This window comes from Pseudomonas sp. B6001, assembly GCF_013386015.1.
GTDB lineage: Bacteria > Pseudomonadota > Gammaproteobacteria > Pseudomonadales > Pseudomonadaceae > Aquipseudomonas.
On sequence record NZ_JACAOX010000018.1, the window covers coordinates 80,345 to 101,718 of the forward strand.

At 61.7% G+C, this 21,374-nt stretch carries 18 protein-coding genes; 7 read left to right on the forward strand and 11 right to left on the reverse strand.

The window, feature by feature from the left end; all coding sequences use genetic code 11:
• Positions 1-7 precede the first annotated feature (7 nt).
• From pheA to mtnA, 4 genes are all read right to left on the reverse strand, one after another.
• The gene (gene pheA / locus HX821_RS20070; RefSeq protein ID WP_003218812.1) at positions 8-1,102 is read right to left on the reverse strand and encodes a prephenate dehydratase; all 1,095 of its coding nucleotides are present in this window, start codon (positions 1,100-1,102) and stop codon (positions 8-10) included.
• Entirely contained in the window at positions 1,102-2,187 is a 1,086-nt protein-coding gene (serC, locus tag HX821_RS20075; protein ID WP_003218814.1) for a 3-phosphoserine/phosphohydroxythreonine transaminase, read from the reverse strand. Before serC ends, pheA begins: the two co-directional genes overlap by 1 nt.
• 218 nt (positions 2,188-2,405) lie before the next feature.
• Positions 2,406-5,069 (reverse strand): DNA gyrase subunit A, encoded by a 2,664-nt coding sequence (gene gyrA, locus HX821_RS20080; RefSeq protein WP_003218817.1) that lies wholly within the window; start codon positions 5,067-5,069, stop codon positions 2,406-2,408.
• A 302-nt stretch (positions 5,070-5,371) separates the two neighbouring features.
• On the reverse strand, positions 5,372-6,448 hold the full coding sequence (mtnA, locus tag HX821_RS20085; RefSeq protein ID WP_087693679.1) for an S-methyl-5-thioribose-1-phosphate isomerase: 1,077 nt from the start codon (positions 6,446-6,448) through the stop codon (positions 5,372-5,374).
• A gap of 108 nt (positions 6,449-6,556) precedes the next feature.
• On the opposite strand from mtnA, the gene HX821_RS20090 reads away from it, so the two are divergent.
• From HX821_RS20090 to HX821_RS20105, 4 genes are all read left to right on the forward strand, one after another.
• On the forward strand, positions 6,557-7,888 hold the full coding sequence (locus HX821_RS20090; protein WP_177036272.1) for a TRZ/ATZ family hydrolase: 1,332 nt from the start codon (positions 6,557-6,559) through the stop codon (positions 7,886-7,888).
• Between the two features lie 63 nt (positions 7,889-7,951).
• A complete protein-coding gene (ubiG, locus tag HX821_RS20095; RefSeq protein WP_177036273.1) occupies positions 7,952-8,650 on the forward strand; it encodes a bifunctional 2-polyprenyl-6-hydroxyphenol methylase/3-demethylubiquinol 3-O-methyltransferase UbiG in 699 nt (232 codons plus the stop codon).
• A 4-nt stretch (positions 8,651-8,654) separates the two neighbouring features.
• Complete coding sequence (gene mupP, locus HX821_RS20100) at positions 8,655-9,326, forward strand: N-acetylmuramic acid 6-phosphate phosphatase MupP (RefSeq protein WP_003218827.1); 672 nt, start codon at positions 8,655-8,657, stop codon at positions 9,324-9,326.
• Positions 9,327-9,515: 189 nt separating this feature from the next.
• Positions 9,516-10,256: a YciK family oxidoreductase gene (locus HX821_RS20105; protein ID WP_003218829.1), complete on the forward strand. Its 741-nt coding sequence runs from the start codon at positions 9,516-9,518 to the stop codon at positions 10,254-10,256.
• A gap of 140 nt (positions 10,257-10,396) precedes the next feature.
• Here the strand turns inward: HX821_RS20105 and HX821_RS20110 are convergent, their stop codons facing one another.
• From HX821_RS20110 to HX821_RS20135, 6 genes are read right to left on the reverse strand one after another with little or no spacing between them, the layout of a single operon-like run.
• On the reverse strand, positions 10,397-11,911 hold the full coding sequence (locus HX821_RS20110; protein ID WP_008437683.1) for an ABC transporter substrate-binding protein: 1,515 nt from the start codon (positions 11,909-11,911) through the stop codon (positions 10,397-10,399).
• 51 nt (positions 11,912-11,962) lie between these two features.
• Positions 11,963-12,934, reverse strand: a complete 972-nt coding sequence (locus tag HX821_RS20115; RefSeq protein ID WP_177036274.1) for an ABC transporter ATP-binding protein — start codon at positions 12,932-12,934, stop codon at positions 11,963-11,965.
• Positions 12,931-13,887, reverse strand: coding sequence for an ABC transporter ATP-binding protein (locus tag HX821_RS20120; protein WP_177036275.1), 957 nt, complete (start codon positions 13,885-13,887; stop codon positions 12,931-12,933). The genes HX821_RS20115 and HX821_RS20120 overlap by 4 nt, the downstream gene beginning before the upstream one ends.
• Positions 13,884-14,741 carry an ABC transporter permease gene (locus HX821_RS20125; RefSeq protein ID WP_003218837.1) on the reverse strand — a complete coding sequence of 286 codons (858 nt, stop codon included), beginning with the start codon at positions 14,739-14,741 and terminating at the stop codon, positions 13,884-13,886. The genes HX821_RS20120 and HX821_RS20125 overlap by 4 nt, the downstream gene beginning before the upstream one ends.
• A complete protein-coding gene (locus HX821_RS20130; RefSeq protein WP_003218838.1) occupies positions 14,738-15,685 on the reverse strand; it encodes an ABC transporter permease in 948 nt (315 codons plus the stop codon). Before HX821_RS20130 ends, HX821_RS20125 begins: the two co-directional genes overlap by 4 nt.
• A gap of 3 nt (positions 15,686-15,688) precedes the next feature.
• Positions 15,689-16,576, reverse strand: coding sequence for a proline iminopeptidase-family hydrolase (locus HX821_RS20135; protein WP_008437674.1), 888 nt, complete (start codon positions 16,574-16,576; stop codon positions 15,689-15,691).
• Between the two features lie 182 nt (positions 16,577-16,758).
• Here HX821_RS20135 and HX821_RS20140 point away from each other — a divergent pair, with 182 nt between their 5' ends.
• On the forward strand, positions 16,759-17,523 hold the full coding sequence (locus HX821_RS20140) for a LuxR family transcriptional regulator (RefSeq protein WP_008437673.1): 765 nt from the start codon (positions 16,759-16,761) through the stop codon (positions 17,521-17,523).
• Between the two features lie 94 nt (positions 17,524-17,617).
• Positions 17,618-18,550 carry a proline iminopeptidase-family hydrolase gene (locus tag HX821_RS20145; protein ID WP_003218843.1) on the forward strand — a complete coding sequence of 311 codons (933 nt, stop codon included), beginning with the start codon at positions 17,618-17,620 and terminating at the stop codon, positions 18,548-18,550.
• A gap of 116 nt (positions 18,551-18,666) precedes the next feature.
• On the opposite strand, the gene HX821_RS20150 is transcribed toward HX821_RS20145, so the two are convergent.
• Positions 18,667-20,178 (reverse strand): nucleobase:cation symporter-2 family protein, encoded by a 1,512-nt coding sequence (locus HX821_RS20150; protein ID WP_177036276.1) that lies wholly within the window; start codon positions 20,176-20,178, stop codon positions 18,667-18,669.
• Positions 20,179-20,350: 172 nt separating this feature from the next.
• Here HX821_RS20150 and HX821_RS20155 point away from each other — a divergent pair, with 172 nt between their 5' ends.
• The gene (locus HX821_RS20155; RefSeq protein ID WP_177036277.1) at positions 20,351-21,301 is read left to right on the forward strand and encodes a LysR family transcriptional regulator; all 951 of its coding nucleotides are present in this window, start codon (positions 20,351-20,353) and stop codon (positions 21,299-21,301) included.
• Positions 21,302-21,374: the final 73 nt, after the last annotated feature.

The window sequence follows — 21,374 nt, forward strand, 5'->3', positions numbered from 1 at the left end:
TAAAGCCTCACAAAACCGCTTTCGGGTAAGAGCCCAGCACCTTGAGTGCCACGGCTTCCTGACTGATTTTCTCGAGCACACCCTTGACCAGTGGGTCGCGGTGATGGCCGACGAAGTCGATAAAGAACACATAAGTCCATTTACCGCTGCGCGAAGGACGAGTCTCGATTCGCGTCAGGTCAATCCCGTTGTCGTGGAACGGCACCAGCAGCTCATGCAGCGCGCCGGGCTTGTTGCTCATGGAGACGATGATCGATGTCTTGTCGTCGCCGGTCGGCGGCACTTCCTGGCTGCCGATCATCAGGAAGCGCGTGGAGTTATCCGGGCGATCCTCGATTTTCTCGGCCAGGCGCGTCAGCCCATACAGGCCGGCAGCCATGTCGCCGGCAATCGCCGCCGAGTTCCACTCACCCTTGACCCGCTTCGCCGCTTCGGCGTTGCTGGACACCGCCACGCGCTCCACATTCGGGTAGTGCGCGTCCAGCCACTTGCGGCACTGGGCCAGGGACTGGGCGTGGGAGTAGATGCGGCTGATGCTGTCGGTCTTGGTGTTTTCGCCCACCAGCAAGTGGTGGTGAATACGCAGCTCGACTTCGCCGCAGATCACCATGTCGTGCTCAAGAAAACTGTCGAGGGTGTGGTTGACGGCACCTTCGGTGGAGTTTTCCACCGGCACCACGCCAAAATTCACCGCCCCGGCGGCCACTTCACGGAACACTTCGTCGATCGCAGCCATCGGCTTGCTGATCACCGCGTGACCGAAGTGCTTCATGGCCGCGGCCTGAGTGAAGGTGCCTTCCGGGCCCAGGTAAGCCACTTTCAGCGGCTGCTCCAGTGCCAGGCACGAAGACATGATTTCACGGAACAACCGCGCCATCTCTTCGTTGCCCAACGGGCCTTTGTTGCGTTCCATCACGCGCTTGAGCACCTGGGCTTCACGCTCCGGACGGTAGAACACCGGCACTTCGCCTTCAGCCAGGGAAGCCATCTTCACCCGTGCAACTTCCTGGGCGCACCGCGCGCGCTCACTGATCAGCTCCAGGACTTTCTCGTCCAGGCTGTCAATGCGTACGCGCAGGGCCTTGAGTTCTTGCTCAGACATTAGCCGTGTTCCTTTTCGAACTCTGCCATGTAAGCCACCAGCGCCTTGACGGCGTGGATATCGACAGCGTTATAGATGGAGGCGCGCATGCCACCTACCGAACGGTGGCCCTTGAGGTTCAACAGGCCGCGCTCGTCGGCGCCGGCGAGGAAAGGCTTGTCCAGGCGATCATCCGCCAGGCGGAACGGCACGTTCATCCACGAACGGTCGGTCAGGTTGATCGGGTTGCTGTACAGGCCGCTGGCGTCGATGAAGTCGTACAGGGTACGTTTCTTCTCTTCGTTGAGCTTGCCCATGGCAGCCACGCCGCCCTGCTCTTTCAGCCATTCGAACACCAGGCCCGACAGGTACCAGGCAAAGGCCGGCGGGGTGTTGTACATCGAGCCGTTATCGGCCGCGACCTTGTAGTTGAGCATGGTCGGGCACAGCGAACGCGCACGACCCAACAGGTCTTCACGGACGATGTTGACCAGGATGCCGCTCGGGCCGATGTTCTTCTGTGCACCGGCGTAGATCATGCCGTACTTGGACACATCGATCGGGCGCGAGAGGATGTCCGAGGACATGTCGCAGACCAGCGGGACATCACCCACTTCCGGCACCCAATCGAACTCCAGGCCGCCGATGGTTTCGTTCGCCACGTAGTGAACGTAGGCCGCGTCTTTCGACAGTTTCCACTCGTTCTGACCGGGGATGGCGAAGTAGTCGTAGGGCTTGGCCGTGCCTGCCACATTGACGTGACCGTAACGGGAGGCCTCTTCAATGGCCTTCTGCCCCCAGATACCGGTGTCGATATAGTCCGCAGTGCCATCTTCCGGCAGCAGGTTCAGCGGGATCTGGGCGAACTGCTGGCTCGCACCACCCTGCAGGAACAGCACTTTGTAATCGGACGGGATGTCCAGCAAGTCGCGCATATCCTGCTCGGCCTTGGTGGCAATGGACACGAACTCATCGCTGCGATGGCTCATTTCCATCACGGAGAGGCCTTTTCCATGCCAGTCGAGGAGTTCACCCTGCGCGCGCTGCAGGACTGCTTCAGGAAGCGCCGCGGGACCGGCACAGAAGTTATAGGCTCTCTTGCTCACATCCAATCTCTCTGATCTGGTGGGACTGCAATCAACATCCCGCAACGCGGAACCCTGTAGGAGCTGGCTTGCCAGCGATGCAAACGACTCGGCGCTTCACTTGAATCGAGTTGATGCCATCGCCGGCAAGCCGGCTCCTACAAGAGCGGCGCGGCGTCGTATTTCAAACGGGACAAACAACAAGGGGGCGAATCTTCATCCGCCCCCTGTGTGTCCGCTTATTCCTGCGGTTCTTCTTCGTCTGCGGCAGCGTCGAGTGTTGGCTCGTCGACGCCGTCATCGGCATCGCCGATCACTTGCCCCTCGAGTGCAATCCCCTCTTCACCTTCCAGCTCCTCGCCTTCGACTTCCGATGGCTCCTGGACACGCTCCAGGCCTACCAGGGTTTCGTCGCTGGCCAGCTTGATCAAGGTCACGCCCTGGGTGTTACGCCCCAGGCTCGACACTTCATCAACCCGGGTACGTACCAGGGTGCCCTGGTCGGAAATCAGCATGATTTCCTCACCATCCAGCACCTGGACCGCGCCGACCAGGCGGCCGTTGCGATCGTTGCTGACCATGGCGATAACGCCCTGGCCGCCACGCTTGTACTCGGGGAACTCGCTGATGGCCGTACGCTTGCCGTAGCCGCGGGCCGATGCCGTGAGGATCTCGCTGCCTTCTTCCGGGATCAGCATCGAAATCAGCTTCTGCCCTTCCGGCAGGCGCATGCCGCGCACACCGCGGGCGGTACGGCCCATGGCACGAACGTCGGATTCCTTGAAGCGCGTAACCTTGCCGCCGTCGGAGAACAGCATGACTTCACGCTCGCCGTCGGTGATGGCCGCGCTGATCAATACGTCGCCTTCGTCCAGTTCGAGGGCGATCAGGCCCACGCTGCGTTGACGGCTGAAGGATTCCAGCGGGGTCTTCTTCACGGTGCCTTTCGCAGTGGCCATGAAGATGAAGTGACCTTCGGTGTACTCGTCTACCGGCAGCATGGTGGTGATGTATTCATCACTGTCCAGCGGCAGCAGGTTGACCAGCGGACGACCACGGGCAGCGCGGGACGCTTCCGGGATTTCGTAGGTTTTCAGCCAGTACACCTTGCCCTTGCTGGAGAACAGCAGCAGCGTGGTGTGGCTGTTGGCAACCAGCAGGTGAGCGATGTAGTCCTCATCCTTGACGCCGGTAGCCGATTTGCCTTTACCGCCACGACGCTGGGCCTGGTACGCAGCCAGAGGCTGGGTCTTGGCATAGCCACCGTGGGAAATGGTCACGACGCGATCTTCTTCCGGGATCATGTCACCCAGGGTCAGGTCGAGACGGGCGTCGAGAATCTCGGTGCGGCGCACATCGCCGTATTCGGCGCGGATCACTTCCAGTTCTTCGCGGATCACTTCCATCAGGCGCACGGCGCTGTTGAGGATGCGGATCAGCTCGCCGATCTGGTTGAGGATCTCCTGGTACTCGGCCAGCAGTTTCTCGTGTTCCAGGCCGGTCAGACGGTGCAGACGCAGTTCCAGAATGGCCTGGGCCTGTTCCGGGGACAGGAAATACTTGCCGTCGCGCAGGCCGTATTGTGGGTCCAGGGTCTCCGGACGGCACGAATCGGCACCGGCACGTTCCACCATCGCTACTACGGCGCTGGATTCCCACGGCATCTTGATCAGCGCTTCCTTGGCTTCCGACGGCGTCGGCGAAGCCTTGATCAGGGCGATGACCGGGTCGATGTTCGACAGCGCAACAGCCTGGCCTTCCAGGATGTGGCCGCGTTCACGGGCCTTGCGCAGTTCGAATACGGTACGGCGGGTTACCACTTCGCGGCGGTGACGCACGAAGGCTTCCAGCAGATCCTTGAGGTTCAGGATGCGCGGGCGGCCGTCGATCAGCGCTACCACGTTGATACCGAATACGCTTTGCAGCTGGGTCTGGGCGTAGAGGTTGTTGAGGATCACCTCAGGCACTTCGCCACGACGCAGCTCGATCACCACGCGCATACCGTCCTTGTCAGACTCGTCGCGCAGCTCGGTGATGCCTTCCAGCTTCTTCTCTTTAACCAGCTCGGCGATCTTCTCGATCAGACGCGCCTTGTTCAACTGGTAAGGGAGTTCGGTGATGACGATCTGCTGGCGGCCACCGACCTTGTCGATGTCTTCGATGATCGAGCGGGCACGCATGTAAATGCGGCCGCGACCGGTACGGTAGGCTTCGATGATGCCGGCGCGACCGTTGATGATCGCGGCGGTCGGGAAGTCCGGACCCGGGATGTACTGCATCAGCTCATCGACGGTCAGCTCGGGGTTGTCGATGAGGGCCAGGCAACCGTCGATGACTTCACCGAGGTTGTGTGGCGGGATGTTGGTGGCCATGCCCACGGCGATACCGCTGGAGCCGTTGACCAACAGGTTGGGAATACGGGTCGGCATGACCGCCGGGATCATTTCGGTGCCGTCGTAGTTCGGCACCCAGTCCACGGTTTCCTTGTGCAGGTCAGCCAGCAGCTCGTGCGCCAGCTTGGTCATGCGCACTTCGGTGTATCGCATGGCCGCAGCGTTGTCGCCGTCGACCGAACCGAAGTTGCCCTGGCCGTCTACCAGCAGGTAGCGCAGGGAAAACGGCTGGGCCATCCGAACGATGGTGTCGTACACCGCAGTGTCGCCGTGAGGGTGATACTTACCGATCACGTCACCGACAACACGGGCAGATTTCTTGTACGGCTTGTTCCAGTCGTTACCCAGCTCGCTCATCGCGAACAGCACACGCCTGTGCACGGGCTTCAAGCCATCGCGCGCATCAGGCAGTGCCCGACCGACAATTACGCTCATCGCGTAGTCGAGGTAGGACTGTTTCAGCTCGTCTTCGATATTGACCGGGAGGATTTCTTTGGCCAGTTCGCCCATGAGAAGCCTGATTCCTTTTTCGGGTGAAACCTCGTCACATCCTATGGGACGAACGAAGCTCGCCGCTGCCGGCATGATGCCTGGCAACGACTTACGACAAATCAACGAGTTATGACACGGATCTGCGCATTAAAGGTTACCCCTTGGGGTGACCCTGGAAACCGCCGGATGTTATCACAATCGCCGCCACGCACCTATCCCCCTGATGCGCATGGAGCATAGTAAGTTGACGGATGACAGGCTTGACGGCGACGAGAGGGCCTTAGAGCTGGATCCAAGGGGATTTTTGCGGGCAAATTGCCTCAATGGAGGCGTTTACGACACATCAGTTGCGCCAACTTCGCCGTGTCGGGGCGTTCGACGATGCCTTTTTCAGTGACGATCACATCAATCAGGTCCGCCGGCGTCACGTCAAACACCGGGTTGAAGGCGTCTACATCAGCGGCTACGCGGGTGCCGCCGACTTCCAGCAGTTCACGGGCGTCGCGCTCTTCAAGCGGCACGTCATCACCGCTGGCCGCCATCAGGTCGATGGTTGAGCTGGGCGCCACCACCATGAAACGCACGCCGTGATGCATGGCGCACACTGCCAACTGATAGGTACCGATCTTGCTGACCACGTCACCGTTGGCCGCAATGCAGTCGGCACCGACGATCACCCAGGTCACGCCCTTGGTCTTGAGAATATGCGCGCCAGCCGAATCGGCATTCACGGTGACCGGAATGCCTTCATTGGCCAATTCCCAGGCCGTCAGCCGCGAGCCTTGCAGCCAGGGCCGGGTTTCGTTGGCGTAGACGCGCTCCACCATGCCTTCCAGGAACGCCCCGCGAATCACCCCGAGCGCGGTACCGACGCCGCCGGTAGCCAACGCACCCGCATTGCCATGGGTCAGGATCGCCTGGACATTGCCCTGATGCTTGCGGATCAGCTCTACACCCAACTGCGCCATGGTCAGGTTGGCTTCGCGATCACTTTGGTGAATGGCCACCGCCTCGGCTTCCAGTACCGCCAGCGGGTCGGCGTGTTTCTTGAGGCGGTCGAGGCAATCGCGCATGCGCTTCATGGCCCAGAAAAGATTCGACGCGGTCGGGCGGGTATCCGCCAGCAGCGCGTAGTCCTCTTCCCAGGCGGCCTGCCAGTCATCGCCCTCGGCGATGTGGGCACGAGCGGCCAGCACCAGGCCATACGCCGCACTGATGCCAATGGCCGGCGCACCGCGCACCACCATTGTGCGAATGGCCTCGGCCACCTCGGCAGCACTGGTGCAGGCGACCCAGGTTTCTGCAGACGGCAAAATACGCTGATCGAGCAGGTACAGTGCGCCATCACGCCAGTCGATGGCCTTCACTTTCTCCGCAGCCAACAGTCGATCGCGCATCCCTCACCCCGCACTCATGAACAAAAGCCGCCGATTATAGCGATCCGCCAGCCAGGACGCTCGGGTATACTTCGCCGTTCTTTATAGATGCCTGGGAAACTGCCCTCGATGACACCGCCTGCCGCCCCGCTCGACTTATTGCTGCTGCCCACCTGGCTGGTACCTGTCGAGCCTGCCGGCGTAGTGCTCAAGGAGCACGCCCTGGGCATTCGTGACGGGTGCATTGCGTTTATCGGCCCACGCGCCGCGGCCTTGAAGCTCGCAGCGAGCGAAGTGCGTGAACTGCCGGGCATGCTGCTCAGCCCCGGCCTGATCAACGCCCACGGCCACGCGGCCATGACGCTGTTTCGCGGCCTGGCCGACGACCTGCCGCTGATGACCTGGCTGGAAAACCACATCTGGCCCGCCGAGGCCAAGTGGGTCGACGAAGCCTTCGTCCGCGACGGCACTGACCTGGCCATCGCCGAGCAGATCAAGGGCGGCATCACATGTTTCTCGGACATGTACTTCTTCCCGAAAGTCGCCAGCGAACGGGTGCACAACAGCGGCATGCGCGCGCAAATCGCCATCCCGATCCTGGATTTCCCGATTCCCGGCGCTGCTGACGCCGACGAGGCGATTCGCCAGGGCGTCGAGCTGTTCGGCGACCTCAAGCATCACCCACGGATCAAAATCACCTTCGGCCCGCACGCGCCGTACACCGTCTGCGATGAAAACCTGGAAAAAATCCGGGTGATCGCCGAGGAACTGGACGCCTCGATCCACATGCACGTGCATGAAACCGCCTTCGAAGTGCAGCAGTCCGTTGAACAGCGTGGTGAACGCCCGCTGGCACGGCTTGGCCGCCTGGGTTTGCTGGGGCCGCGCTTCCAGGCCGTTCACATGACCCAAATCAGCGATGACGACCTGACTTTGCTGGTAGAAAGCAACACCAGCGTGATCCATTGCCCGGAATCCAACCTGAAACTGGCCAGCGGCTTCTGCCCGGTGGAACGCCTGTGGCAAGCCGGCGTCAATGTGGCAGTAGGCACCGACGGCGCGGCCAGCAACAATGACCTCGACCTGCTGGGCGAAACCCGCACCGCCGCGCTGCTGGCCAAGGCCGTTGCCGGCTCGGCCACCGCCCTGGATGCCCACCGCGCACTGCGCATGGCCACCCTCAACGGCGCCCGGGCCATGGGCCTGGAAAGTCAAATCGGCTCGCTGGAAGTCGGCAAGGCCGCTGACATCGTGGCCTTCGACCTGTCGGGCCTGGCGCAACAACCGATCTACGATCCGGTCTCACAGCTTATATATGCCACCGGACGCGATTGTGTGAAACACCTTTGGGTCGGCGGCAAGCAATTGCTCGACGACCGGCAACTGACCCGCCTGGATGAACAACAGTTGTGCGCCACGGCCATCGCCTGGGGCCAGCGCATCAGCGGACACAGCGAATAACACCCGCCCTGGCAACGCATGCCAGGGCCGGCAAAACGTTTTATCAGATTTAGAGGATTCCCCATGAGCAACGTCGACCACGCTGAAATCGCCAAATTCGAAGCCCTCGCCCATCGCTGGTGGGACCGCGAAAGCGAGTTCAAACCCCTGCACGACATCAACCCGCTGCGGGTCAACTGGATTGACGAGCGCGTCAACCTGGCCGGCAAGAAGGTACTGGATGTGGGTTGCGGCGGCGGGATCCTCAGTGAATCCATGGCTCAGCGCGGCGCCACCGTGATGGGTATCGACATGGGCGAAGCGCCATTGGCCGTGGCCCAGTTGCACCAACTGGAGTCCGGCGTGAACGTCGAATACCGGCAGATCACCGCCGAAGAGCTGTCCGAAGAGATGCCCGGGCAGTTCGACGTGGTCACTTGCCTGGAAATGCTCGAACACGTGCCGGACCCGTCCTCGGTGATCCGCGCCTGCTTCCGCATGGTCAAGCCCGGTGGCCAGGTATTCTTCTCCACCATCAACCGCAATCCGAAGGCGTACCTGTTCGCGATCATCGGTGCCGAATACATCATGAAGCTGCTGCCCCGCGGCACCCATGACTTCAAGAAATTCATCCGCCCTTCCGAGCTGGGCGCCTGGAGCCGTCAGGCCGGGCTGACCGTCAAGGACATCATCGGCTTGACCTACAACCCGCTGACCAAGCACTACAAGCTGGCCAGCGACGTTGACGTCAACTACATGATCCAGACCCTGCGCGAGGAGTAAGCCTGTGAAGTTGCGAGCGGTTCTTTTCGACATGGACGGTACTCTGCTGGACACCGCGCCAGACTTTATCGCCATCTGCCAGGCCATGCGCGCTGACCGCGGCCTGGCACCGATCAACGACCAGCACATCCGCGATGAAATCTCCGGCGGCGCCCGGGCGATGGTCGCCGTGACCTTTTCCATGGACCCCGAGTCCCCGGGCTTTGAAGAGCTGCGCCAGGAATTCCTCGAGCGTTACCTCAAGGGCTGCGCGATCCACAGCAAGCTGTTCGAGGGCATGGAGGAGCTGCTGGTGGATATCGAGAAATCCAGGCTGATCTGGGGCGTGGTCACCAACAAGCCACTGCGCTTTGCCGAACCGATCATGCAGCAGCTGGGCCTGGCCGAGCGCTCGGCGCTGCTGATCTGCCCGGACCACGTGAAGAACAGCAAGCCGGACCCGGAACCGTTGATCCTGGCGTGCAAGATGCTCGACCTGGACCCGGCCAGCGTGCTGTTCGTGGGGGATGACCTGCGGGACATCGAGTCGGGCCGCGACGCCGGCACTCGTACTGCGGCGGTCACCTACGGCTATATCCACCCGGACGACAACCCGCGCAACTGGGGTGCCGATGTGGTGGTGGATCACCCGCTGGAATTGCGCAAAGTGCTGGACAGCGCGCTGTGCAGCTGCTGATCGGGACTGCCTGAGGTTGCTGCAACTTTGTGGCGAGGGAGCTTGCTCCCGTTCGACTGCGCAGCAGTCGCGAAAAGCTGGGGCTGCTTCGCAACCCAACGGGAGCAAGCTCCCTCGCCACAGAAGCCTTGGCCAGCCTTAGCCGCAATCAATCACATGGATTTTCTGTGAACTTTGTCGAGGTTGTTTATGTTTGATTACTCCGCACGTCCAGAACTGCTCAAGGGCCGGGTTATCCTGGTCACCGGCGCCGGTCGCGGGATTGGCGCAGCGGCGGCCAAAACCTATGCGGCCCACGGCGCCACCGTGCTGCTGCTGGGCAAGACCGAAGCCAACCTGGCCCAGGTCTACGACGAAATCGAAGCCGCCGGCCAACCGCAGCCGGTGGTGATCCCGTTCAACCTGGAGACCGCCCTGCCCCATCAATACGATGAGCTGGCAGCGATGATCGAAAAGGAGTTCGGCCACCTTGACGGCCTGCTGCACAACGCCTCGATCATCGGCCCGCGCACACCGATCGAGCAGTTGTCCGGCGAGAACTTCATGCGGGTGATGCATGTGAACGTCAACGCGATGTTCATGCTGACCAGCACGCTGTTGCCGCTGCTCAAGCTGTCCCAGGATGCGTCGGTGGTGTTCACCTCAAGCAGCGTGGGCCGCAAGGGCCGTGCCTATTGGGGCGCGTACGGGGTGTCGAAGTTTGCCACCGAAGGCCTGATGCAAACCCTGGCGGACGAGCTGGATAACGTCGCACCGGTGCGCGCCAACAGCATCAACCCAGGCGCCACCCGCACCAGCATGCGGGCCCAGGCGTATCCAGGGGAGAACCCGACCGATAACCCGACACCGGAGGAAATCATGCCGGTGTACCTGTACCTGATGGGGCCGGACAGTACCGGCATCAATGGGCAGGCGTTTGACGCGCAATAACTATCTGGAACACAGTACAACCTAATGTGGGAGCGGGCTTGCTCGCGAAGGCGGAGTGTCAGTCAACAGAGATATCGACTGATCCACCGCCTTCGCGAGCAAGCCCGCTCCCACATTTGTATTGCGGTGATCTCTAGAACTTAGTTCTTCACCACTTCCTCAAGCGTGAAGCGCCCCAACGGGTTTTGCAGGAAGTTGCTCACGTTCTTGCGTGAGATGTTGATGTACGGGCTGTAGTACAAGTCGATCCAGTTCACATCCTGTTTCGCCATTTTCTGCAGGTCGACGTACATCTGCTCACGCTTGACCGGGTCCGCCTCGATCCGCGCCGCGGCCACCAGGTCCTTGACCTTGTCGTTCTTGTAGCGGGTCATGTAGTTCTGGTTGGTGTCGTGGCCCAGCACGAAGGTGGTCTTCTGGTCCGGGTCGAGGATGTCGTTGGTCCAGTACATCACCGAAATATCGTAATCGCCGTCCACCAGCATCTGCCAGCTTTGGGTCGGGTCGACCTTTTGCAGGTTGGCCGTCACACCGACCTTGGCCAGTTGATCCTTGATCATCACCGCAATCTGCTCGTCGGCTTCGTTGCCGGCGTTGACCACGTAGTTGAGCTTCAAATCCTGAGCGCCGGCAGCCGCCAGCAGCTTCTTGGCTTCGGTCGGGTCATACGGGCGTTGCAGGTTGTTGGCGTAGTGGTACAGCGAGCCTTTTGGGATGTAGGAATAGGCCACGGTGCCCTGGCCGAAGGTGGCGGTTTTCACCAGCGATTGTTTATCGATGGCCATGTCCAGCGCCTGGCGCACTTCCGGCTTGGCCAGCAGGCCGTGGGCGTGGTTGATCAACAGGTGATCTTCACGGGTGGACGGGTCGGAGTGGACCACCACGTTCTTGTCTTTTTTCAGCTCTTCAACCCGGGAAAACGGGACGAAGATTGCCGTGTCCAGCTCGTTGTTCTGCACCATGCGCATGCGGGTGTTGTCGTCGGTGACCGACACCCACTCCACGCCATCCAGGCTCACGTTACTGGCTTGCCAGAAGTTCGGGTTCTTCTTCAGGATCACCCGATCGCCCTTGCGCCACTCGTCCACGGTAAACGCGCCGGAGGTCACCGGGTTTTCCGAGTAGGCGTCTTCGCCCATCTTGGTCATGGCTTTTTCCGACAGGATCGACACCGTCGGCGAAGCCAGTTGCGAGAGGAAGGCCACCGCCGGGGTTTTCAAGGTCACGACCAGCGTCTGCGGATCAGCTGCCTTGGCGGTGTTGATCAGGCTGAACGGGTCGCTCCACAGCGAGGCCTTGTTGTCGCGGATGCGCAACAGGCTGAAGGCAGCGTCGTCGGCGGTGATCGGCGAGCCATCCGAGAACTTCGCGGCACGCAGTTTGAAGGTGTACGTCAGGCCGTCCTTGGAAATGTCCCAGCTTTCGGCCAGCCCCGGTTCCATCTTGGTGCCCAGGTTGTCCACGCGCACCAGGGTGTCGTAGACGTTGGCGAACACCCAGGTATCGCGGTTCTGCGCGCTTTTGATCGGGTCAAACGTGGTGCTGTCTTCGCGGCAGCCGATGGTCAGCACACCTGCGGCGTGGGCAATACCGGCGGTCAGCGACCAGGCGGTGAGTGTGGCGGCGGCGAGCAACTTCAAGTGACGGGATTGCATGTCATAACTCCTTGTCTATAACGGCGGTTGTTCATGATCGGCAGGAAGGGTTCAAAGCAAAGGTTCTTCAAGCACGCAACTGTACCGATGCGTTTGCACAACGTGAGTCGGCGGCAATACCTCGGCACACACGGCTCGTGCATGTCGGCAACGCGGGTGAAAGGCGCAACCATTAGGCAGCTTCAGCGGGCTCGGCGGCTCGCCCGGCAACGGTTCGCTGGGCAGCGGGCGGTACGGATCAATCTCCGGGATCGCCTGGATCAACGCCGCCGTGTAGGGGTGACGGGGCGTGGTGAACACGGCCTCCACCGGGCCTTCCTCGACGATTTTCCCCAGGTACATCACCGCCACCCGATCACACAGGCGGCGGACGATGGCCAGGTCGTGGGCGATAAACAGGATCGCCAGGTTCATGCGCTGTTGCAGCTCCAGCAGCAGGTTGATGATCTGGCCCTGAATCGACACATCCAGGGCGGCCACGCATTCGTCCGCGATGATCAGCCGTGGCTCCACTGCCAGCGCCCGGGCGATGCCGACGCGCTGGCACTGGCCGCCGCTGAGAGAGCCGGGCTTGCGGCTGGCGAGTTCGGGGCGCAGGCCTACGAGGTCGAGTAATTCGTCGACCCGGCGTGGGATGTTTTCTGGCGCCACCTTGCGCTGCACCCGCAGGACTTCGGCAATGGTTTCGCCGATGGTCAGCCGCGGGTTCAGGGCCGCGTAGGGATCCTGGAAGATCATCGCCGTCTCGTGCCGCAAACGGGCGATATCGACCGGCCCGGCGTGGGCCATGTCGATGCCGTCAAACACCACCTGCCCGGCGCTGATGGGGTTGAGGTGCAGGATCGCCCTCCCCAATGTGCTTTTGCCGCTGCCGGACTCGCCCACCAAACCCAGTGTTTCACCGGCGGCCAGGGTCAACGACACCCCGTTGACCGCCCTCACCCACTGTTTATTCAGGCCGAACAGGCCGCTGCCAGCGGCGGCAAAACGCACCTCAAGGTCATTCACCTGCAACAACGTCATGGGCGAACTCCCAGGGGATAGTGACAGGCCACCCGCGCGCCTTCCGGCAGCAGCTCGGTGCACAAGCTGCCGACTTGCGGGCAGCGCGGGTTGAACCGGCAGCCCTTGGGCAATGCGTCGAGCAATGGCGGTTGGCCGGCGATGGTGCGCAACAGGGCGTGGCCGCTGCTGGTGGCGGGCTGGCACTCGATCAGGCCGGCGGTGTAAGGGTGTTGCGGGTGTGCCAGCAGCTCGTATTTGCTGCCGTGTTCGCACAGGCGCCCGGCGTACATCACGGCGATGGAGTCGCAGGTTTGCGCCACCACGCCCAGGTCGTGAGTGATCATGATGATCGACAGGCCACGCTGGTCCCGCAGGTCCAGCAACAGCCGCAGAATCTGGGCTTGCACGGTCACGTCGAGGGCGGTGGTCGGTTCGTCGGCAATCAGCACCTTGGGATTGCAGCCAAGGGCCACCGCGATCATTGCCCGCTGGCGCATGCCGCCGGAAAACTCGTGGGGGTAATTGTCGATCCGCGCCTGGGGATCGGGAATGCCGACCTGGCGCAGCACTTCGATAGCCTGCAAGCGCGCCTCCTTTTTCGACGCGCCCTGGTGCAGTCGGATGCCTTCGGCGATCTGCTCGCCGATGCGCATCAACGGGTCGAGGTGGCTACTGGGGTTCTGGAAGATCATCCCCAACTGCCCACCGCGTACCGCGCGCATGCCGACGTCATCCAGCTGCAGAAGGTCCTGGCCCGCCAGGCGCACCGAACCGCCCTGCACCCGCAGGCTCGGGGACGGCAGCAAGCGCATCAGCCCGCGACAGGCCATGGTCTTGCCCGAACCGCTTTCGCCCACCAGACCGAGGATTTCACCTTCGGCCAGGTCGAACGACACCCGGTCCACCAACGTTACGTCGCGCCCGGTGTTATTGGCGATGACGCTCAGGTCCTGCACCTGCAACAGGCTCATGAGCGATCCCCCAGCACTTGCGCCACACCATCGGCCAGCAGGCTGAAGCCCATGGCCAGGGTCACGATGGCCAGGCCCGGGAAGGTGCAAATCCACCAGGCGGTGGTGATGAACGCCTGGCCTTCGGCAACCATGGTGCCCCACTCGGCGGTCGGCGGTTGTACGCCCAGGCCGAGGTAGCTGACCGCTGCGCCGTTGAGCAGCACCAGCACTGCGTCAGACATCGAGAACACAATCGAGCCGAACATCGCGTTGGGCAACAAATGCCGGAACAGAATGCGCCCATGGCCAAAGCCCAGGCTTTTGGCGGCCAGGGCGAAGTCGCTTTCCTTGAGCACCAGGATCTGCGAGCGGATCAGCCGCGCGTAGGACACCCAGCCCACCAGCGCCATGGCGATGTAAAAGCTTTTCAAACCCGGGCCGAGAATGGCCATGATCGCCAGCATCAGCACCAGGAAAGGGAACGCGAGGATCACGTCGATCACCCGCATGCAGAAGCTGTCGAAACGCCCGCCGATGTAGCCGGACACCGCACCGACGAAGGTGCCGATCAGGAACGGAAAGATCACCCCGACCACCGCCAGTTGCAGGTCGATGCGTGCGCCCCAGATCACCCTCGAAAGGATGTCTCGCCCGTAGTTGTCCGTGCCAAATGGATGGGCCTGGCTGGGACCCAGCAAACTGATGTCGGTGTTTTGCGCAATCGGGTCAAAGGGTGCGATCCAGGGGGCGAACACGGCCAGCGCCAGCCATGTCAGCAGAATCAACAGGCCCCAGGCCGCCGTCAGCCGGCCATTGCGAAAACCGAAGCGCAGGCGCAGGCGCCACGGGGCGATCAATGGGCGGCTGCTCATTGCATCTTCACTCGCGGGTCCAGCGTGACCGTCACCACATCGGCAACAAAGTTGACCAGCACGGTGGCACAGGCCAGCACCATCGCCACGCCCTGCACCACCATGTAGTCGCGGGTGAAGATGCCGCGCACCAGCAATTGGCCGATGCCGGGAATCGCAAACAGGCTTTCGATCACCACCGTGCCGCTGATCAGCCAGCCAATGTTCACCGCCAGCAGGTTCACCGCCGGCACCAGGGAATTGGGCAGCACATGACGACGAAACACCGCCGCCTCCGACAACCCGCGCGCCCGGGCGGCGGTAACGTGGTCAGCCTGCAACTCCATCAACATGCTCGCCCGCAGGTTGCGCACCAGCACCGCCGACAGCGCCAGGGCGATGGTCAGGCACGGCAGAACCATGTGGTGCGCCTTGTCCAGCCAGGTGCGCCCATACCCGGAGACCGGGAACAGGCCCCATTGCACGCTGAGCAACAGGATCAACATCAAGCCCAGCCAGAACGCCGGCATGCCCAGGCCCACCGTAGTGAACAGCCGGATCAGGTTATCCGCCCAGCCACCTTTATTACGCGCAGCCACGGTAGCCAGCGGCACGGCGATCAACAGCGCCAGCAGCACACTGCCGAGCACCAGGAACAGGGTCGGCTCGATGCGGGTGACGATCAGTTTCAGCGCGTCGACCTTGTACAGCAGTGACTGGCCGAGGTCGCCCTTGAGCAGGTTTTTCAGGAAGTAGAAATATTGCAGCCACAGCGGCTGGTCGAGGCCGTACTGGGCGCGGATCTTCAGCAACGCGTCCGGGGTGCTGCGCGAACCCAGCAGGGCCCGCGCCGGGTCGCCGGGAATCGAGCGCACCAGCACAAAGGTGATCAGGCTGATGCCAAACAGCACCGGCAGCAATTGCAGCGGCCGGGACAGCACAAAACGGTAACGCGCCAGGTTCATCCGTCAGCCTCGATGACGAGCGAGGAAGTCCAGCAGCACCGGGAAGTATGCCTGGGGCTCTTCGTAAAACGGCATATGGCTGCTGTTGGGGAACACGTGCAGCTCGGCGTGCCGGGCGGCGCTTTTCATGCGCATGGCGCAGGCCGGGGTCAGTTCGTCGTGCTGCCCGGTGGTGATCAGTATCGGCATCTTGAACTCGGCCATCTCGGGGATGCGGTTCCAGTCCTTGAGGTTGCCGATGTAGAGAAATTCGTTGGGGCCCTGCATGGTTTCGTAGGGGCCCATGTTCCAGTCGCCGAGGGAACGCTGGACCGGCGCCGGCCATTCGTCCAGGCGGCAGACGTGGCGGTAGTTGAGCAAGGTGATGGCGGCCTGGTACTGCGGGTGATCGAGGGTGCCCATGGCTTCATGGCGTTGCATCATCGCCACGGTTTCGCTACCGAGTGCGCCGCGCAGGCGTTCCAGCTCGAGGGACAGGTGCGGAATGTCGCCGACGGTGTTTTCCAGAATCAGGCTTTTCAGCGCATCGGGGTAGTGAATGGCGTACTCGATGCCCAACCATCCGCCCCAGGAATGCCCCAGCAAGTGCACGCGGCCAAGGCCAAGGGCCTGGCGCACGGTTTCGACTTCTTCGACATAACGGCTGATTTCCCACAGCGAAACATCGGTCGGTCTGGCTGAAGCGCCCGTGCCAAGCTGGTCGAATGCAACCACTCGCAGGCCGTTGTCCTTGAGCCAGCCATGGGCGTCGCGCAAGTAGTCGCAAGGCAGCCCGGGGCCGCCATTGAGGCACAGCAACACTTCATCGCCTTCGCCAAAGCTATAGGCCACGAGGTTGTGGCCATCGACCTGCACGTTGTACCGCTGGTCGGGGGCAATTTCACGCCACATGCATACATTCCTTGTTGTGTGTCGGCCCTGTGGAGAGTGGCCGTTTAGAGGCCAACACTACCGAGGATGCCGCGTGTCCATAACCTGGTAATTCTTATAGGTTTGGTCTGGCAGTCCTTCGCCGGGGCGTGGCATTCTACTTGCAGCAAGACGAGATTCAAATGAAATCGGGAGCAGAACGGATGCTGGCCAGGCTAACTGCGTTTAATGACCGTCTCATCCCCGGCAGGAGCCTGGATGAACAGATGGACAACACCCTCGTATTGGCCCAGGACCTGGGTTTTGATGCGTTGGTCTACGACTACACCCCCGTGCCCATTGACCATAATGGTGCACTGATCACCCCTTCTGTGCTGCAACTGCGCAATACCCCGCCCGACTGGTACAACCTGTGGTGCAGCTCCGGTTTTTATCAGATCGATCCGGTGCAACACCTCGCGCTGTCGACGGTTTCACCGTTTGTGTGGTCCTACGAGGCCAAGGCCGATACCGCGCTGCAAAAAATCATCGACCCTTGCCACGCCCCGGTTTCCAGCTACTTGCACGACCGCCAGATGACCTGCGGCGTCAGCGTGCCGATCCATTTGCCCCGTGGCGGCTTCGCCTCGCTGACCGGCCTGCGCACCGGCAAGGCCAGCGCCGTGTTGCAGGACGCCCGCCAGACGCTGTCGGAATTCAGCCTGATTACCCACGCCTTGCAGGAAGCGGCCTACCCGCTTTTCAGCAAGGAACTGCGCTCCTACCCGCATATCCGCCTGACCAAGCGTGAGCGCGAATGCCTGAAATGGGCCGCCGACGGCCTGACCGCCGCCGAAATCGCAACGCAATTGAGCCGCTCCCTGGCAGTGGTTACCCTGCACCTGGCGTCGGCCATGCACAAACTGGGGGCCAAGAACCGGGTGCAAGCGGTGGTACGGGCCACTCATTACCGGCTGCTGGAAGACTGATCCGAAGGAAAAACCTAGCTGTTTTGCTAGTTACTTAAACTTTCTGTGCCGACTATCGTGTACCTGATCACTTTTTCTCAGGGCAGGGCACGAAATGGAATTCATCGAAACAATCCGCGAAGGCTATGCGGCCTTTCGCGACTACCAGACCTGGTATCGGGTAACCGGCGACCTGGACAGCGGCCTCACGCCGCTGGTCATCCTCCATGGTGGCCCGGGTTGTACCCATGATTATGTCGATGCCTACAAGGACGTAGCCGCCAGTGGCCACGCGGTCATTCACTACGACCAACTGGGCAACGGCCGCTCCACCCACCTGCCTGACAAAGACCCTTCATTCTGGACCGTCGGCTTGTTCCTCGAAGAACTGGACAACCTGCTGGACCATCTGCAGATCAGCAACAACTACGCGATCCTGGGTCAATCCTGGGGCGGCATGCTCGGCAGCGAACACGCCATCCTGCAACCCAAGGGCCTGCGTGCATTTATTCCGGCCAACTCGCCGACCTGCATGCGTACCTGGGTTGCCGAGGCCAACCGCCTGCGCAAGCTACTGCCTGAAGGCGTGCACGAGACCTTGCTCAAGCATGAACAGGCCGGCACCTACCAGGACCCTGAGTACCTGGCCGCCTCGCGGATTTTCTATGACCAGCACGTGTGCCGGGTCAATCCGTGGCCGGAAGAAGTCGCCCGCACATTCGCCCAGGTGGATTCGGACCCGACGGTGTATCACGCCATGAGCGGCCCGACGGAATTCCATGTGATTGGCAGCTTGAAAGACTGGAACGTGATCGGCCGGCTGTCGAAGGTCAATGTGCCGACCCTGGTGATTTCCGGTCGCCATGACGAGGCCACGCCGCTGGTGGTCAAGCCGTTCCTGGATGAGATCGCCGATGTGCGCTGGGCGCTGTTCGAAGACTCCAGCCACATGCCGCATGTTGAAGAGCGACAGGCGTGCATGGGGACGGTGGTGCAGTTTCTGGATGAGGCTTGTTCGGTGCCCCACAGAACGCTCAAGACTGGCTGAGATCAAAATGTGGGAGCGGGCTTGCTCGCGAAGGCGGTGGATCAGTCAGCATATTTAGCGACTGACACACCGCCTTCGCGAGCAAGCCCGCTCCCACATTGGACTCTTTGTGGCTGTTACACCTCGCTGGTCTGCGCCCTGCCGTGCACCGCCGCTTTCTTCGGCACTTCCTCCAGCAACGGAATCTCCTTGCCCTCGGCATCAAACAGCTTGCCGCCGCTGAAGTAATCCCCGTCCCGCAACGCCGCCACGTCCTGGAAGCACAGGCTGCGTTCCGTCCCGGCAACGAATACCGACTGCTGGTCCGAGTTGCCCGCGGTGAAGTGGTTGAACGCCAGGTTCAACAGGATCGCCATGATCGCCGACGAACTGATCCCCGAGTGGAAAATGGTCGCGAACCAGCTCGGGAAGTGATCGTAGAAACTCGGGGCCGCAATCGGGATCATGCCAAAACCGATGGAAGTGGCGACGATGATCAGGTTCATGTTGTTGCGGTAATCAACCTTGGACAAGGTCCGAATACCACTGGCAGCCACGGTGCCGAACAGCACGATCCCGGCCCCGCCCAGCACCGAAGTCGGCACTGCCGCAATCACCCGCCCCATGAACGGCAGCAGGCCGAGGATCACCAGGAATATCCCACCGGTGGCGACCACATAACGGCTCTTGACCCCGGTAACCGCCACCAGCCCGACGTTCTGTGCAAACGCACTCTGGGTGAACGAGCCGAAGATCGGCGCAAACATGCTCGACAGCATATCCGCACGCAGGCCATTGCCGAGGCGCTTGGAGTCGACCTTGGTGTCGATGATTTCACCCACTGCCAGAATGTCCGCCGAGGTTTCCACCAGCGTCACCATCACCACGATGCACATGGAAATGATCGCCGCGAGATGGAAGGTTGGCATGCCGAAATGGAAGGGTGTGGGAAAGCCGAACATCGGGCCCTGGGTCACGCTGGAGAAGTCAGCCATGCCGAGGAACACCGCGATAACCGTGCCGATCACCATCGCCAGCAGGATCGACAGTCGCGAGATGGTCGCGCTACCGATCTTGCTCAGCAGCAATACCAGCACCAGGGTCAGCGCCGCCAGGCCGATGTTCGGCATGCTGCCGAAATCTGCGGCGCGGCTGTTGCCGCCCATGGCCCAGCGGGCGGCGACGGGCATCAACGTCAGGCCGATGGTAGTGATCACAATCCCGGTGACTAGCGGCGGGAAGAATTTGGTGATTCGCGAGAACACCGGGGTGATCAGCAGGCCTATCAGGGAGGCGGCCATCACCGCCCCGAGAATCGCCGGGATGCCACCCGCACCGTCGCTGCCAACAATCGCCACCATAGTCGCCACCCCGGCAAAGGACACCCCTTGCACCAGCGGCAACTCGCAGCCGAAAAACGGCAGGCCCAGGGTTTGCAACAGCGTAGCCAGGCCTCCGGCAAACAGCGAGGCAGCGATCAGCAGGCCAATATCGGCCGGCGACAACCCGGCCGCCTGGCCGACGATCAACGGTACAGCCACGATGCCGCCGTACATGGTGAGCACATGCTGCAGGCCGTAAGCCATGTTGGCCGCGACGCCGAGATTCTCATCTTCTGGCCGCTGCGGTGACGCCTTCGGGATAGTCATGGTGAGGGGTTCTCTGTTTTTGTTGTGCACTCACTGTATGCAATAGAAAGATTGGATGTCCATAGAGTTGTATACAATCATTTTCACAAGAACACCCTGAATGCCGTTACAAAAATCCATTCAGCCGCCCTGCCCCGTGGCTCGAAGCGCTGCGCACAAGGACTTGAAAAAAATGCTCAACCGCAAGCTGCGCATCCACGCCCCGGCGATTTACTACTTCGACATGGTTCGCCGCTGCCACTCGATCCGCGAAGCCGCGCGCCGCCTGAACGTGGCGTCTTCGGCGGTGAACCGGCAGATCCTCAAGCTGGAAGACGAGGTGGGCGCGGCGCTGTTCGAGCGCCTGCCCGGCGGCCTGCGCCTGACGGCGGCCGGGGAAATCCTGACCCGCCACGTGAGTTTCCTGTTGCAGGACGTGGAGCGCGTGCGCGGTGAACTGGATGGCTTGAACGGTGTGCAGACCGGCCACGTGGAAATCGCCACGGTGGAAGGCGCCACTGTGGAGCTGCTGCCCGCCGCCCTCAAGCGCATGCGTGAGCGTTATCCGAAAGTGACCATTGGCGTCACGGTACAAGGTTCGCAATCGATTCCCGGTGCGGTGGTCAACGGCCAGGCTGACCTGGGGCTGGCCTTTGCTTTACCGCGCAGCAGCGAAACCATCCAGGTGTGTGTCGGCCATTTCCGCCTGGGGGCGTTGATGGCACCGGGGCATCCGTTGGCCGGTGAAACCAGCGTGAGTTACGCGCGCTGCTGTGAACACGGGGTGATCCAGGCCAAGAGCGAGCTCTCGGTTCACCACCTGATCGCACCGCTGCACAAGCGTTCGGCGGCGACGAACAAGCCACTGCTGCACAGCAACTCGATGGAGCTGGCCCGGCAACTGGCGCGCCAGCAACTGGGCATCGCGTTCCAGACGCGCATTGGCGTGGAGGTGGATTTAGCCCGCGGCGAACTGCTGCACATTCCGCTCAGCGACCAGGGCGGGATCTTCAGCGACCTGGGCTTGTACGCCCGCAAAGACCGAGACTTGCCGATGGCGGTGCAAGCCATGGCCCATCTGCTCAGTGAAGAAATCAGTTTGCGCGAACATCAGGAAACGCCCTCGGCGCCACGTATTTCCTGACTCTCAGGCCAGCTTCAGTGCTGCCGTTTCGGCATCGGCCCAGGCGAGATTCTGTTCTTTGGAACCCACAAAG

What these genes read in the sequence shown, in the direction of transcription:
- HX821_RS20135 (WP_008437674.1), bottom strand. Translation starts at nt 16,576, where the DNA reads ATGTGGCGTGAAATTGCCCCCGACCAGCGGTACAACGTGCAGGTCGAT.
- HX821_RS20125 (WP_003218837.1), bottom strand. Translation starts at nt 14,741, where the DNA reads ATGAGCAGCCGCCCATTGATCGCCCCGTGGCGCCTGCGCCTGCGCTTC.
- HX821_RS20145 (WP_003218843.1), top strand. Translation starts at nt 17,618, where the DNA reads ATGGAATTCATCGAAACAATCCGCGAAGGCTATGCGGCCTTTCGCGAC.
- HX821_RS20115 (WP_177036274.1), bottom strand. Translation starts at nt 12,934, where the DNA reads ATGACGTTGTTGCAGGTGAATGACCTTGAGGTGCGTTTTGCCGCCGCT.
- HX821_RS20105 (WP_003218829.1), top strand. Translation starts at nt 9,516, where the DNA reads ATGTTTGATTACTCCGCACGTCCAGAACTGCTCAAGGGCCGGGTTATC.
- HX821_RS20140 (WP_008437673.1), top strand. Translation starts at nt 16,759, where the DNA reads ATGCTGGCCAGGCTAACTGCGTTTAATGACCGTCTCATCCCCGGCAGG.
- HX821_RS20130 (WP_003218838.1), bottom strand. Translation starts at nt 15,685, where the DNA reads ATGAACCTGGCGCGTTACCGTTTTGTGCTGTCCCGGCCGCTGCAATTG.
- gyrA (WP_003218817.1), bottom strand. Translation starts at nt 5,069, where the DNA reads ATGGGCGAACTGGCCAAAGAAATCCTCCCGGTCAATATCGAAGACGAG.
- ubiG (WP_177036273.1), top strand. Translation starts at nt 7,952, where the DNA reads ATGAGCAACGTCGACCACGCTGAAATCGCCAAATTCGAAGCCCTCGCC.
- HX821_RS20120 (WP_177036275.1), bottom strand. Translation starts at nt 13,887, where the DNA reads ATGAGCCTGTTGCAGGTGCAGGACCTGAGCGTCATCGCCAATAACACC.
- HX821_RS20150 (WP_177036276.1), bottom strand. Translation starts at nt 20,178, where the DNA reads ATGACTATCCCGAAGGCGTCACCGCAGCGGCCAGAAGATGAGAATCTC.
- HX821_RS20110 (WP_008437683.1), bottom strand. Translation starts at nt 11,911, where the DNA reads ATGCAATCCCGTCACTTGAAGTTGCTCGCCGCCGCCACACTCACCGCC.
- pheA (WP_003218812.1), bottom strand. Translation starts at nt 1,102, where the DNA reads ATGTCTGAGCAAGAACTCAAGGCCCTGCGCGTACGCATTGACAGCCTG.
- mtnA (WP_087693679.1), bottom strand. Translation starts at nt 6,448, where the DNA reads ATGCGCGATCGACTGTTGGCTGCGGAGAAAGTGAAGGCCATCGACTGG.
- HX821_RS20155 (WP_177036277.1), top strand. Translation starts at nt 20,351, where the DNA reads ATGCTCAACCGCAAGCTGCGCATCCACGCCCCGGCGATTTACTACTTC.
- HX821_RS20090 (WP_177036272.1), top strand. Translation starts at nt 6,557, where the DNA reads ATGACACCGCCTGCCGCCCCGCTCGACTTATTGCTGCTGCCCACCTGG.